Origin of the sequence: Streptomyces guryensis (assembly GCF_021261325.1) — a bacterium.
GTDB classification, from domain to species: Bacteria; Actinomycetota; Actinomycetes; order Streptomycetales; family Streptomycetaceae; genus Streptomyces; species Streptomyces guryensis.
Window position 1 is genome coordinate 21,947 of the sequence record NZ_JAJSBI010000016.1, and the last position, 13,072, is coordinate 35,018.

11 protein-coding genes are annotated in these 13,072 nt (G+C 71.8%); 10 read left to right on the plus strand and 1 reads right to left on the minus strand.

The features are described 5' to 3' along the window. Positions 1-77 precede the first annotated feature (77 nt). The 10 genes from LJ657_RS28355 to LJ657_RS28400 all read left to right on the plus strand — a co-directional run bounded on the left by LJ657_RS28355 (position 78) and on the right by LJ657_RS28400 (position 12,107). Positions 78-2,150: a tetratricopeptide repeat protein gene (locus LJ657_RS28355; protein WP_232651654.1), complete on the plus strand. Its 2,073-nt coding sequence runs from the start codon at positions 78-80 to the stop codon at positions 2,148-2,150. 135 nt (positions 2,151-2,285) lie between these two features. Continuing rightward, entirely contained in the window at positions 2,286-3,410 is a 1,125-nt protein-coding gene (ald, locus tag LJ657_RS28360; RefSeq protein ID WP_232651657.1) for an alanine dehydrogenase, read from the plus strand. Positions 3,411-3,779: 369 nt separating this feature from the next. Beyond that, positions 3,780-4,955, plus strand: a complete 1,176-nt coding sequence (locus tag LJ657_RS28365; RefSeq protein WP_232651658.1) for a ParA family protein — start codon at positions 3,780-3,782, stop codon at positions 4,953-4,955. After that, the gene (locus tag LJ657_RS28370; protein ID WP_232651659.1) at positions 4,940-5,527 is read left to right on the plus strand and encodes a hypothetical protein; all 588 of its coding nucleotides are present in this window, start codon (positions 4,940-4,942) and stop codon (positions 5,525-5,527) included. Before LJ657_RS28365 ends, LJ657_RS28370 begins: the two co-directional genes overlap by 16 nt. A 633-nt stretch (positions 5,528-6,160) precedes the next feature. Next, positions 6,161-7,243, plus strand: a complete 1,083-nt coding sequence (locus tag LJ657_RS28375; protein WP_269787054.1) for a segregation and condensation protein A — start codon at positions 6,161-6,163, stop codon at positions 7,241-7,243. Further along, positions 7,240-7,893: an SMC-Scp complex subunit ScpB gene (scpB, locus tag LJ657_RS28380; protein ID WP_232651662.1), complete on the plus strand. Its 654-nt coding sequence runs from the start codon at positions 7,240-7,242 to the stop codon at positions 7,891-7,893. Before LJ657_RS28375 ends, scpB begins: the two co-directional genes overlap by 4 nt. Then, on the plus strand, positions 7,893-9,014 hold the full coding sequence (locus LJ657_RS28385) for a pseudouridine synthase (RefSeq protein ID WP_232651663.1): 1,122 nt from the start codon (positions 7,893-7,895) through the stop codon (positions 9,012-9,014). Before scpB ends, LJ657_RS28385 begins: the two co-directional genes overlap by 1 nt. A gap of 106 nt (positions 9,015-9,120) precedes the next feature. After that, on the plus strand, positions 9,121-10,083 hold the full coding sequence (locus tag LJ657_RS28390; protein ID WP_232651664.1) for a sigma-70 family RNA polymerase sigma factor: 963 nt from the start codon (positions 9,121-9,123) through the stop codon (positions 10,081-10,083). Beyond that, entirely contained in the window at positions 10,080-10,637 is a 558-nt protein-coding gene (locus LJ657_RS28395) for a TIGR03086 family metal-binding protein (RefSeq protein ID WP_232651665.1), read from the plus strand. The genes LJ657_RS28390 and LJ657_RS28395 overlap by 4 nt, the downstream gene beginning before the upstream one ends. A 54-nt stretch (positions 10,638-10,691) precedes the next feature. Beyond that, complete coding sequence (locus LJ657_RS28400) at positions 10,692-12,107, plus strand: MFS transporter (protein ID WP_232651666.1); 1,416 nt, start codon at positions 10,692-10,694, stop codon at positions 12,105-12,107. Here the strand turns inward: LJ657_RS28400 and LJ657_RS28405 are convergent. After that, on the minus strand, positions 11,990-12,961 hold the full coding sequence (locus tag LJ657_RS28405) for a DUF72 domain-containing protein (protein WP_232651667.1): 972 nt from the start codon (positions 12,959-12,961) through the stop codon (positions 11,990-11,992). The two genes, LJ657_RS28400 and LJ657_RS28405, sit on opposite strands and share 118 nt — an antisense overlap. Between the last annotated feature and the right edge of the window lie 111 nt (positions 12,962-13,072).

A 13,072-nucleotide genomic window follows, 5' to 3' on the forward strand; every position in this document is an offset into this window, starting at 1 on the left:
GCGTGAACTAGGCTCTGTTGATGCCCGGTACCGGAGTCCCGGCGGGCTTGCGCGTGCGGTGGGACGGGAGTGTGCCCGTGACGGATCAGGCGGTCAACACAGCCGGTGCAGGGCTGTCGGGGCACGCTGCTGACGAGAGCCGGTTCCTGGGCCGTACAAGGGAGTTGAAGGAACTCCGAGCCGACATCGAGCGGGCGGGGCTGGACACCCTCTCCGGCCGCAAGGCCCCACGCGCGCGCGTCCTGCTCATCGCGGGCAGGCCCGGCTCCGGGCGCACGGCCCTCGCCGAGGAACTGGTCCGGCAGGTAGCGGACCGTTACGACGACGGGGTGCTCCGGGCGCGGCTCAGCGAGCCCGACGGCACGCCCGTTCCCGTCGAGGAAACCGCCCGCGAACTGCTCGCCGCGCTGCGGCTGCCCACCCCCGCCGGAGCCGCGGCGGACGACCTGGCGGAGGCCCTGCGCACCGCCCTCGCCGACCGCCGGGCCCTGGTGCTGCTCGACGACGCGGCGGACGCCGAGCAGGTCGACGCCCTGCTGCCGGACACGCCGGACTGCCTGGTCGTGGCCGTGTCGAGCGGTCCCCTCACCGGCATCTCCGACGTCCGCCCCTGCACCCTCGGCGGCCTCGACACCAAGTCCGCCCTGGAGCTGCTCACCCGGCACACCGGCTCGGTCCGCATCACCGTCGACCCCCGCGCCGCCGAGGGTTTGGTCGAGGAGTGCCAGGGCCACCCTGCCGCGCTGACCCTGGCGGGCAGCTGGCTCGCCGCCCGCCCCAAGGCTGCCGTCGCCGACCTGGCCAAGCATCTGCACACGGAGGGTGAGGGCACTCCCCTCAGCCGGGTCTTCGGGCTCGTCTACACCTCGCTGCCCGCGCCGTCCGCCCGGATGCTGCGGCTGCTCGCGCTCGCCCCGGCCGGCCTGGTCGACCCGCACACCGCGGCCTCGCTCGCGGGCTGCTCGGTCGGCGACGCCCACGCCGCGCTGGACGAGTTCGTCGCCCTCGGCCTGCTGCGGGCCGTGGACTCGCCGTTGCCCCAGTACCAGGTGCCGGGCTGTGTGCACCCCCTGCTGAAGACGCTCACCCAGAGCCAGGACCGCCCCGGCGAGCTGCAACTCGCCCGCGCCCGCATGCTGGAGCGGACGGTACGGCTGCTGCAGTCGTGCCGGGTGATCACCGAGACGGACAGCCCCGAGGCGCGGGACAAGCTCCACGGCATGCCGCGCTCCCTGCGCTTCCCCAGCCCGCGGGCCGCCGAGGACTGGCTGCGGCTGCGCAGGCCCGCGCTGTTGGCCGCGGCCCGGCTGGCGGTCGCGGACGGGGAGCTGGACACCCTCGCCCGACGTCTGATGTCCCAGCTGGTCAAGGCGATGGTGGCGCACTTCGGCACCCGGGCCGCCGCTCCTGACCTGTACGGCATCCACCGGCTCGTCCTGGACGTGGCCGAGCGGCGCGACCTGCCCCGCGAGAAGGCCGCCGCGCTGCTGAACCTCGGCGATCTCGACGCCCAGACCGGCCGCACGACGGACGCGCTGGTGCGTTATCGGGCCGCGCTGGACGCCGGACGTGAGGCGAATGACCCGTACGCGAGCGGTCGCGCGATGGAATCCGTAGGCGGTGCGCACCTGGAGCTCGGGGACTACGACCGGGCCGCCGACTGGTTCGGCCGCGCCCTCGCCGAGCGGCTGGCCCGGGGCGAGCGTGCGGCCGCCGCCCGGCTCTACGGCCGTATCGCCGCGGCCCACACCTATGCGGGCCGCTACGGCGAGGCACAGCGCGGCTGGCGCACGGCGATCGCCCGGCACCGCAAGAACGGCGACATCGCCTCCCACGCGCGGGCGTTGAGCGAACTCGCGCGCGTCCAGGAGTACGCGGGACGGCCCGAGGAGTCGCTGCGCACCTGCCACGAGGCGGTGGAGTACGCCCGGCGTGCCGAGGACGTACGGCTGCAGGCGGCGCTGCAGCTGCGGCTCGCCGACACGCTCGAGCGCCTCGGCGATCCCGCCTCCGCTCAGCTGCACCGGGGCACGGCCGAGCGGCTGCTGGGGGAGGGGCGCGAGGAGGGTGAACCGGATTCGAAACCCCTTGATCCCTTGGAGCAGGACGATGACACCTGCGAAATCCGTAGTGCATCCGACGAAGATTGATGCAATGAAAGGCTAGACAGAGAGAACGCCTTCATTAGACTGGCTCTGCCGCACCTTCTCCTGCGGTGCCTCCCGGTGTGCTCATGCATGCCTGGGTATGTGTTGTATTGCCCCACATCCACTGAGCCAAGGACCGTGATCGACGTGAAGGTCGGCATCCCCCGCGAGGTCAAGAACAACGAGTTCCGGGTGGCCATCACCCCCGCCGGGGTGCACGAGCTCGTGCGCCACGGCCACCAGGTCGTCATCGAGCAGGGCGCCGGTGTCGGATCGTCGATCCCGGACGGCGAGTACGTCGCCGCCGGTGCGCAGATCCTGCCGACCGCCGACGAGGTGTGGGCCACCGCCGACCTGCTGCTGAAGGTCAAGGAGCCCATCGCCGAGGAGTACCACCGGCTGCGCAAGGACCAGACGCTCTTCACCTACCTGCACCTCGCGGCCTCCAAGGAGTGCACCGACGCGCTCATCGAGTCCGGCACCACGGCGATCGCCTACGAGACCGTCGAGCTCCCGGGCCGCGCGCTCCCGCTGCTCGCCCCCATGTCCGAGGTCGCGGGCCGGCTCGCCCCGCAGGTCGGCGCCTACCACCTGATGCGCTCGGTCGGCGGCCGTGGCGTGCTCCCCGGCGGTGTCCCCGGCACCCAGCCCGCGCGGGCCGTCGTCATCGGCGGTGGCGTCTCCGGCTGGAACGCGGCGCAGATCGCGGTCGGCCTGGGCTTCCACGTCACGCTGCTCGACCGCGACATCAACAAGCTGCGCGAGGCGGACAAGGTCTTCGGCACCAAGGTCCGGGCGATCATGTCCAACTCCTTCGAGCTGGAGAAGGCCGTCCTGGACGCCGACCTCGTCGTCGGCGCGGTCCTGATCCCGGGCGCCAAGGCCCCGAAGCTGGTCACCAACGAGCTCGTGTCACGCATGAAGCCCGGGAGTGTCCTTGTCGACATCGCGATCGACCAGGGCGGTTGCTTCGAGGACTCCCGTCCGACCACGCACGCCGAACCGACCTTCCAGGTCCACGGCTCGGTCTTCTACTGCGTCGCCAACATGCCGGGTGCGGTGCCCAACACCTCCACCTACGCGCTCACCAACGCGACGCTGCCCTACATCGTCGAACTCGCCGACCACGGCTGGGTGGAGGCGCTGCGCCGCGACCGCGCGCTCGCCAGGGGTCTCAACACCCATGACGGCAAGGTCGTTTACCGCGAGGTCGCAGAGGCGCACGGCCTGGAGCACGTGGAGCTCGAGAGCCTGCTCGGCTGAGCGGGGAGTCGTCGAGCCGCTAAGTCACCATTCGGTAAAAGGCGATACGTCAACACAGGTCGTCAACAGCGCACACCAGGCCGGACCTTGCACGATAAGGTCCGGCCGGATGTGTGTATGGTCACTTTGCGGCTCTAGGTCAACTCGCCTCGAACGTAACCCTTCGACCGATTCGCACACCCGCGAAACCTGCCGTGCGACGGCCGTACGCCCTTGACAGAGGGATGTTTCATTGCCGACACATCCTGCCGGGTCCGGCGGATTGTGTTGCTGCGGATGCCCGACACGCCATAGAGTCGCCAACCGTCGGCATGGTGTCACGCCGACCTGTCTAGAAGTTTCCTGGTCACCAAGGAGGTAAGACGACTTGTGAATGAGTCGACATTTTCTCCCGGGGGTGGTCAACCAGGAGCGCCTGTACGGGACCAGGGTCCCGCGGGGTTCGAGGCTGTCGGCTCCGTTGCTGTGCGCACCTTCGCAGCCCGACAGAGCCCGGGTCCGCAGGTGATCCGGACAGCACACAAGAGCATGGATGGCCATCACGTGAACGCCATGGCCGGCGACGGAAGTGGCGCGCCCCACAACCAATTCGCCGACTACGACGAACTGCCCGAAGGGCACTTCTACGATCCCGACGCCGAGTACGAGCCCGACCCCGAGTACGCGGCCACGCTCGCACCCGACGCTGCCCGGCAGCGCCGTGAGCGCATCGGCCCGACCGGGCGTCCGCTGCCGTACTTCCCGATCCCGGGCCCGCTGACCGACCACGGCCCCGCGAAGATCATCGCGATGTGCAACCAGAAGGGCGGCGTCGGCAAGACGACGTCGACCATCAACCTGGGTGCCGCGCTCGCGGAGTACGGACGCCGCGTGCTGCTCGTGGACTTCGACCCGCAGGGCGCGCTGTCGGTGGGCCTCGGCGTCAACCCGATGGAGCTCGACCTCACCGTCTACAACCTGCTCATGGAGCGGGGCATGGCGGCCGACGAGGTGCTCCTGAAGACGGCGGTCCCGAACATGGACCTGCTGCCCAGCAACATCGACCTGTCCGCCGCCGAGGTCCAGCTGGTGAGCGAGGTCGCGCGCGAGTCCACGCTCCAGCGCGCCCTGAAGCCGCTCATGGCCGACTACGACTACATCGTGATCGACTGTCAGCCCTCACTCGGCCTGCTCACCGTCAACGCGCTGACGGCCGCGCACAAGGTGATAGTCCCCCTGGAGTGCGAGTTCTTCGCCCTGCGTGGCGTCGCACTGCTGACGGAGACCATCGAGAAGGTCCAGGAGCGGCTCAACCCGGAGCTGGAACTCGACGGGATCCTGGCCACGATGTACGACTCGCGCACGGTCCACAGCCGCGAGGTCCTGGCCCGTGTGGTCGAGGCGTTCGACGATCACGTCTACCACACGGTCATCGGACGCACGGTCCGCTTCCCGGAGACCACGGTCGCCGGTGAGCCGATCACCACGTACGCCTCCAACTCCGTCGGTGCCGCCGCCTACCGCCAGCTCGCCAGGGAGGTGCTCGCCCGGTGTCACGCCGAGTGAGTCTGCCGGGGGCCGACGAACTCTTCCGTACGACAGGGGGAACGGCGCTCCAGCCGTCCACTCCGCGGCGGGGGGCCAACGGCGAAGCCCGTGTCCCCGCGCCCGCGGGGGAGAGCGATCCGGCCGCGGCCGGGTCGCCCGAGGACGCACCGCAGTCGGTGCCCGCGCAGGGCGGCGACGGCGAGGGCCCGGAGCATGTGGCCGCGGAGCCGGAGCCGGCCGACACCGGTGAGTCCCGCAGCCGTGCCGCGGGCCAGGAGCGCTCCGGGCGACGCCAGGGCGTGCAGGAAGGTTCTGCCGCGTCCTCCGGCAATGCCCAGTCCCGCAAGCGCGGCCGGTCCTCGCCCTCGCGCCGGCCCAGTGGCCGGGAGCGACACGACGAGAAGATCACCGTGTACGTGTCCGCCGAGGAGCTCATGGACCTGGAGCACGCACGCCTGGTGCTCCGCGGTGAGCACGGCCTTGCGGTCGACCGCGGGCGGATAGTCCGCGAGGCGGTCGCCGTGGTCCTGGCCGACCTGGAGTCCCGCGGGGACGCGAGCATCCTCGTACGTCGGCTGCGTGGGCGGTAGCGGTAGCCTGCGGGGGCCATGACCTCGAACGACGTTCCCGCCCCCGGCGCCCCCGCCGGCCGTCGGCGCGCCCTGGGAAAGGGCCCGGGCGCGGGCGCTCCGCGGGTCGAACGGCCCACACCGCCCACGGAGGAGCCGCCCGCCTCGGAGCCGGTTCGTGAGCCCGAACCGGAGGCTGTGGCCCCAGAGCCGGCCCTCGGGCCCGAGCCGGGGGCCGAGGTGCGCGAGATGCTTCCGGGGCGGTCCCTGAACCCGGTTCATGAGCCCGAGCCCGCTCGGGACGCCTTGGCGCCTGGGCATCCTGCGCCGCAGTCTGTGAGCCGGGGGCCGGTGTCCGGGGCCGTGCCGGAGGCGGTGGCCCCGGAGTCGGGCCGTGGGTCTGAGCGGGATGTCGTGGCGTCGGAGTCGGGCCGTGGGTCTGAGCGGGACGCCATCGCGCCGGAGCCGGTCGTCGAGCCGGAGACCCTGGCCCCCGAGGCGGCTCCCGAGCGGGGAGCCGCAGTCCCTCAGACGGTCTCTCAGCCGCCGAAGGTTCCGGGCGGGGCGCCGGTCGCCGAGCTTGAGGCCGTGGGCTCCGAGCCGGCTGCCGAGCCGGGGGCGGCCGTCCCGCATCTGGCCCCCGGACCCAAGACCCTGGGCTCGGAGTCGGGTCCCGAGCAGGAGGCTGTGGGCCGGGCGGTGGTCGCCGAACCGGAGGCCGTAACACCGGAGTTGGTTGCTGAGCCGCGCGTCGTCGCGTCGGAGGCCCCCGGGGCGGACGCCGTGGGCTCGGAGTCGGCCGCCAAGGACCAGGCCGCAGTCTTGGAGCCCTCGGTCGGGCCTGAGGTCGAACCTCCGGAGTCCTTCGCCGTGGCAGTGGGCGTCGGCTCGGAGGCGGGAGCGGGGGCCGGTGGTGCCGAGGACGCCGCTGACGGGGTGTTCAAGGTTCGGCTCTCCAACTTCGAGGGGCCGTTCGACCTGCTCCTTCAGCTGATCTCCAAGCACAAGCTGGACGTCACCGAGGTCGCGCTGTCCAAGGTGACCGACGAGTTCATGGCGCACATCCGGGCGATGGGGCCGGACTGGGATCTGGACCAGACGACCGAGTTCCTCGTCGTCGCCGCCACCCTGCTCGACCTCAAGGCTGCCCGGCTGCTGCCCTCCGCCGAGGTCGAGGACGAGGCCGACCTCGCCCTCCTGGAGGCGCGGGACCTGCTGTTCGCACGGCTGCTGCAGTATCGCGCCTACAAACAGATCGCCGACATCTTCAACCAGCGGCTGGAAGAGGAGGCCCGGCGCTACCCCCGTACCGTCGGCCTCGAACCGCACCACGCCGAGCTGCTGCCCGAGGTCGTCATCAGCATCGGGGCGGAGGGCTTCGCGAAGCTCGCTGTCAAGGCGATGCAGCCCAGGCCCAAGCCGCAGGTGTACGTGGATCACATCCACGCACCGCTGGTCAGCGTGCAGGAACAGGCCGGGATCGTGGTCGCGCGGCTCAGGGAGCTCGGCGAGGCCAGCTTCCGGGCACTGGTCGAGGACACCGACGACACCCTCACCGTCGTGGCACGATTCCTCGCCCTGCTGGAGCTGTACCGGGAGAAGGCCGTCGCGCTCGACCAGGAGACGGCGCTCGGCGAGCTGATCGTGCGGTGGACCGGCGGGGAGGGCGAAGCCCAGCCGATGGTGACCGACGAATTCGACCGACCGCCCGAGCCACCCAAGGAGGACAAGGCGTGAGCGAGGACACCACCGGCCTCCCGGCAGGGCTCCGCACCGTCGCCGACCTCGACCTCAAGCCAGCCCTGGAGGCCGTCCTCATGGTCGTGGACGAGCCCGCGACCGAGGAACATCTCGCGAAGATCCTCCAGCGGCCGAAGCGGCAGGTCGCCGACGCCCTGCGGGAACTGGCCGACGAGTACGCCGTACAGGGCCGCGGATTCGAGCTGCGGCTGATCGCCGGCGGCTGGCGCTTCTACTCCCGGCCCGAGTACGCGGCGGCCGTCGAGGGCTTCGTACTGGACGGCCAGCAGGCCCGGCTCACCCAGGCCGCGCTGGAGACCCTCGCCGTCGTCGCCTACCGCCAGCCGGTCAGCCGCAGCCGGGTCTCGGCCGTACGAGGAGTCAACTGCGACGGGGTCATGCGCACCCTGCTGCAGCGGGGTCTGGTCCAGGAGGCGGGCACGGAACCCGAAACAGGTGCGATCCTGTACACGACGACGAACTACTTCCTGGAGCGGATGGGCCTGCGCGGTCTGGACGAGCTCCCGGAGCTCGCGCCCTTCCTCCCGGAGGCGGAGGCGATCGAGGCCGAGACACTGGAAGGGGTCCCGTCGTTCGATCCGGACGCTCCGGATTCAGAAGACGCAGACGACAAGACGGAACTTTGATGCGAAGCAGCAGCGGCAGGAACAGCAGCGGAAACAACGGCGGGAGCCGTGGTGGCAACAGCGGCGGCCGCGGCGGAAGCAGCGGGGGCCGCGGTAATCCCCGTGGCGCCGGTGGCAACCGCGACGACAAGCAGGGCGGCCGGCCGAAGAAGCCCCGCCCGGAGGAGCGGCGCTACGACGTGGGCCCCGGCGGCACCCAGGACGGCCCGAAGTCCGGGCGCGGCGCCTCGGCACGAGGCGGTGCCAAGGGCGGTCCCAGGCAGGGCCAGGGCACCGGGCGCGGCCGTTCGGTGCCCGCGACCTCCCGCGAGTACGAGGCGCGTGCCGAGGAGCGCAACCGGGAGCGGTACGCGGGCAAGAAGGACGTGAAGCCGCCCAAGACCTTCCCGGGCGCCGAGCAGGAGGGCGAGCGGCTGCAGAAGGTGCTCGCGCGGGCGGGCTACGGCTCCCGGCGCGCCTGCGAGGAGCTGGTCGAGCAGGCCCGCGTCGAGGTCAACGGCGAGATCGTCCTGGAGCAGGGCAAGCGCGTCGACCCGGAGAAGGACGAGGTCAAGGTCGACGGGCTGACCGTCGCGACGCAGTCGTACCAGTTCTTCTCGCTGAACAAGCCCGCCGGTGTCGTGTCGACGATGGAGGACAACGAGGGACGGCAGTGCCTCGGTGACTACGTCACCAACCGTGAGACGCGGCTCTTCCACGTCGGGCGGCTGGACACCGAGACCGAGGGCGTCATCCTGCTCACCAACCACGGCGAGCTGGCGCACCGGCTGACCCACCCCAGGTACGGCGTGAAGAAGGTCTACCTCGCGCACATCGTGGGCCCGATCCCGCGCGACCTGGGCAAGCAGCTCAAGGACGGCATCCAGCTGGAGGACGGGTACGCGAAGGCGGACCACTTCCGGGTCGTCGAGCAGACCGGCAAGAACTACCTGGTCGAGGTGACCCTCCACGAGGGCCGCAAGCACATCGTGCGGCGCATGCTGGCCGAGGCCGGCTTCCCGGTCGACAAGCTGGTGCGGGTCGCCTTCGGCCCGATCACCCTGGGCGACCAGAAGTCGGGCTGGCTGCGGCGGCTGTCGAACACCGAGGTGGGCATGCTGATGCAGGAAGTCGACCTCTAGGCACTGCGAGCTGTCTGAACGGCCGGTTCCGGATCCTCTCCGGGGCCGGCCGATTCGTTTTCGGTCCCTCGCCGGTCTGTACTCGTGACCGGCGAGAGGAATGGCCATGCCTGCTACGACGACGGACCGCGACGAGTTCGTCCGGCTGACGGACCCGTACCGGCGGGAGCTGCTCGCGCACTGCTACCGGATGCTGGGCTCGGTCGACGAGGCCGAGGACCTGGTGCAGGAGACGTATCTGCGGGCCTGGCGCTCCTACGACGGCTACGAGGGCCGCGCGTCCCTGCGGACCTGGCTGCACCGCATCGCCACCAACACGTGTCTGACGGCGCTGGAGAGCCGCGCGAGGCGTCCCCTGCCCGCGGGGCTCGGTGGGCCGTCAGAGGCGCCTGAGGAGCCGCTGAGGGCCCCTGCGACGGATGTTCCGTGGCTGCAGCCACTGCCGGACTCGCTCGTCGACCCGGCGACCGTCGTGGCCGCCCGCGGCAGTCTGCGGCTCGCGCTGGTCGCCGCGCTCCAGCACCTGCCCGCGCGCCAGCGGGCCGTGCTCATCCTGCGGGACGTGCTGGCGTGGCGGGCGCCCGAGGTCGCGGCCCTGCTCGGGACCTCGACGGCGGCCGTCAAGAGCAGCCTGCAACGCGCGCGTGCCCGGCTCGACGAGGTCGCCCCCGACGAGGACCTGGTCGTGGAACCCGAGGCCGCGGCGGACCGCGAGGTGCTCGACCGGTACATGGCCGCCTTCGAGGGCGCCGACATGGACGCGCTGCTCGACCTCCTCCAGGACGGCGTCGAGCTGGAGATGCCGCCCAACCTGGAGTGGTTCCACGGGAAGAAGGACGTGCTGCGGTTCCTGCGGGCCAGGGGACACGGAGAGGGCAGCTACCGGATGCTGCCCACGCGCGCGAACGGGCAGCCCGCCGTCGTGATGTACGTGCGCGGGGTGGACGGCGTGCTGCGCGCGCACTCGGTGCAGGTGCTCACCGTGGCGGGCGGCACACTGGCCCGCATCACGGCCTTCATCGACGTGGACCAGGTCGTCCGCTTCGGGTTCCCCCGGGTGCTGTCGTGAACTGCGGGGAGCTGCTGGAGCGTTCGCTCGCCTACGCGCTGGGGAGTGTGGCCGGAGTCGGGCCCGGGAGTCTGGAACGGGGCACTCCGTGCGCGGAGTGGGACCTGGGGGAGCTGCTCGGCCACCTCGACGACTCGCTGGACGCCCTGCACGAGGGGCTGACGGGCGGGCGGATCAGGCTGTCGCCGGGGCGCCCAGGGGGAGATCTCGCGTGCGCGTTCCGCACGCGCGCGTGCGCAGTGCTCGGCGCCTGGGTGGGGGCCGGCCGGAGGGAGCCGGTGCTGGTGGGCGAACTGCCGCTGGACGTGCGGGTGATGGCGGCTGTGGGAGCGGTGGAGATCGCCGTGCACGGATGGGACGTGGCGCAGGCCTGCGGGCGGCCCCGGCCCCTACCGGACCCGCTGGCGGCCGAGCTGCTGCCGGTGGCGCGGTGCGTGGTCGCTGACGGGGACCGGGGCGTGCGGTTCGGTGCGCCGGTGGCCGTACCGCCGGATGCGGGGCCCCACGCGCGGCTGCTGGCCTTTCTGGGGCGGCGCGATTCCTTTCCGGGGTGAGGGTGGTCTGCCTTCCGTGAGCGACCTCAAGAGCTCATGGAAGGAACCCCCGTCATGACCGACACACTGAGTGTCTCCGTTCGCAAACCACTCCCCGAGCAGGTCCCGCACCGACGCGGGTGGACCGTCGTCCTCGCCGGGCTCGGCGCGCTGCTGTGCTCCCTGGACGTCGTGGTCGTCGCGACGGCGCTGCCCGCCCTGCGGGCCGATTTCGGGGCGAGCCTGTCGGACCTGGAGTGGACGATCAACGCCTACAACCTGGTCTTCGCCTGTCTGACCCTGACCGGCGCCGCGCTCGGTGACCGGTTCGGGCGGCGGCGGATGTACGTCGCCGGGCTCGCCGTCTTCACCCTGGGCTCGGCCGCCTCCGCGCTGGCGGGCGGCCCGGGCCAGCTCATCGGCGCGCGCATGGTGCAGGGTGCCGGTGCCGCCGTACTGCTTCCCCTCACGCTGACCCTGATCAGCGAGGCGTTCCCGGCCGAGAAGCGGGGTGTCGCCATCGGAGTGTGGGGAGGGGTGACCGGCCTCGGCGTGGCGGCCGGGCCCGTGCTCGGCGGGGCCGTCACCGAGGGCCTGTCCTGGCAGTGGATCTTCTGGCTGAACGTGCCCATCGGGCTCGCGATGCTGCCGCTCGCCGCGACCAGGCTCCGCGAGAGCCACGGCACGCGGCCCCAACTCGACCTGGTGGGACTGGTGTTGGCCGCCTTCGGCGTGACGGGACTCGCCTGGGCGCCGGTCCGGGCGCCGCAGGCGGGCTGGGGGAGCGCCGAGGTGCTGACCGCACTCGCCGCCGGGATCGTGTTCCTGGGCGCCTTCCTGCTCTGGGAGCGCGGGGGAGCCCGCTACCCGATGCTGCCGCTCGCGCACTTCCGCAACCGCGGCTTCTCCGTCGCCAACGCGGCCGCCTTCCTCGTCTTCGGGTCCCTGCTCGGCGCCCTCTTCATGATCACCCAGCTGTTCCAGACCGGGCTCGGCTACTCCCCGCTCCAGGCAGGGGTGCGCATCCTCGTGTGGAACGCGATGCCGCTGCTGGTCGCCCCGGTCGCGGGCGCCCTCGCGGACCGCTTCGGTACCAGGCCCTTCATGTTCGGCGGCCTGGCCCTGCAGGCGCTGGGCCTCGCGTTGCTGGCCCGGCAGGTCGAACCCGGCGTGGGCTACGGGCAGCTGGTCGCACCGCTGATCATCGCGGGCATCGGCATCTCCATGGTCTTTCCGAGCGTCGCCAACGCCGTGACCTCCGCCGTCCCCCTCGGCGACGCGGGCGTCGCGGCCGGCGTCAACAACGCCCTGCGCGAACTGGGCGGTGTCTTCGGCATCGCCGTCGCCGCCCTGGTCTTCACGCAGTACGGCGGCTACGGCTCACCCGCGTCCTTCCTGGACGGCTGCGCGCCGGCGCTGTGGGTGTCGGCGGGGGCCGCCGGGGCGGGGGCGCTGGTGGCGGCCTTCGCGCCGTCGCGCACGCGCGTGTGAGCCCACTCCGCGCCGTCGAGCAGCCCCTTCATGGTCTCGGCGGCGCGGACCGCGGCGGCACCGCAGCAGTTGTTGAACAGCACGTGGAGCTGCTCCGTCCGCCCGGCCGGCGACCGCAACCGGGGCAGCCAGTCGGTGAGTTCGTCGACCCCGTAGGCGTACCGGAACCGGTCCTCCTTGCTCCCCGACCCCCAGGCCGCGCTCCGCCCGTGGAACCGGACGACGGACAGCCGCGGCGCGGCGACCGGCGTGACGGGCGGGACGGACAAGGGAAGCGACTGCGTCATGTCCACCGCCACGGCGGTCATGCCGTACCGGGTCAGTAAGGCGCGCGTGGCCTGCGCCCACTCCGGCCGCCACCACCCGGGATGCCGGAACTCCACGGAGACCGGCCACCCTTCGGTCCGCTCGGCGCACTCCCGCAGGAACTCCCCGCACCGCTTTCCGGGGCTGAACCACGGCGGCATCTGGAACAACACGCTGCCGAGCCGCCCGGCCGCTCGCAGCGGCTCGATCCCCTCGGTGAACCGCGCCCACACCTCGTCGAGCACCTTCGGATCCCGGTGGTCGGCGGGAAGCCCGTCCGGCATCACCGAGTCCCGCGTCGGGTGGCCGGTGAGCAGCGAGAACGCCTTCACGTCGAAGACGAAGCCGTCCGGCGTCCGTTCGGCCCACAGGAGGCTGTTGCGGGCGCTCGGCAGTGCGTAGTACGCCGAGTCGACCTCGACGACCGGGAACCGCTCGGCGTAGTGCCTCAGCCGCCCCTCCGCGTCCTCGCGCCCCGCCGGATACCAGCCGCTGCCGACCAGCGCCCGGTCCGTCCACGAGCACGTGCCCACGAGGATCTCGCCCATGCGGTGCCGGTTACCCCTCTCTGGGCCGCGGAAGCGCTCGGGGTTGTGGAAGCACAGACCTCGTGTTTATAGTCGATGTGACCATTAAGGAGTTCCGGGGTCGGAGGCCGG

Bases quoted from the DNA above. Each gene is read 5' to 3' on its own strand.
- LJ657_RS28400 (WP_232651666.1), top strand. From the start codon at position 10,692: ATGACCGACACACTGAGTGTCTCCGTTCGCAAACCACTCCCCGAGCAG.
- LJ657_RS28405 (WP_232651667.1), bottom strand. From the start codon at position 12,961: ATGGGCGAGATCCTCGTGGGCACGTGCTCGTGGACGGACCGGGCGCTG.
- LJ657_RS28385 (WP_232651663.1), top strand. From the start codon at position 7,893: ATGCGAAGCAGCAGCGGCAGGAACAGCAGCGGAAACAACGGCGGGAGC.
- LJ657_RS28390 (WP_232651664.1), top strand. From the start codon at position 9,121: ATGCCTGCTACGACGACGGACCGCGACGAGTTCGTCCGGCTGACGGAC.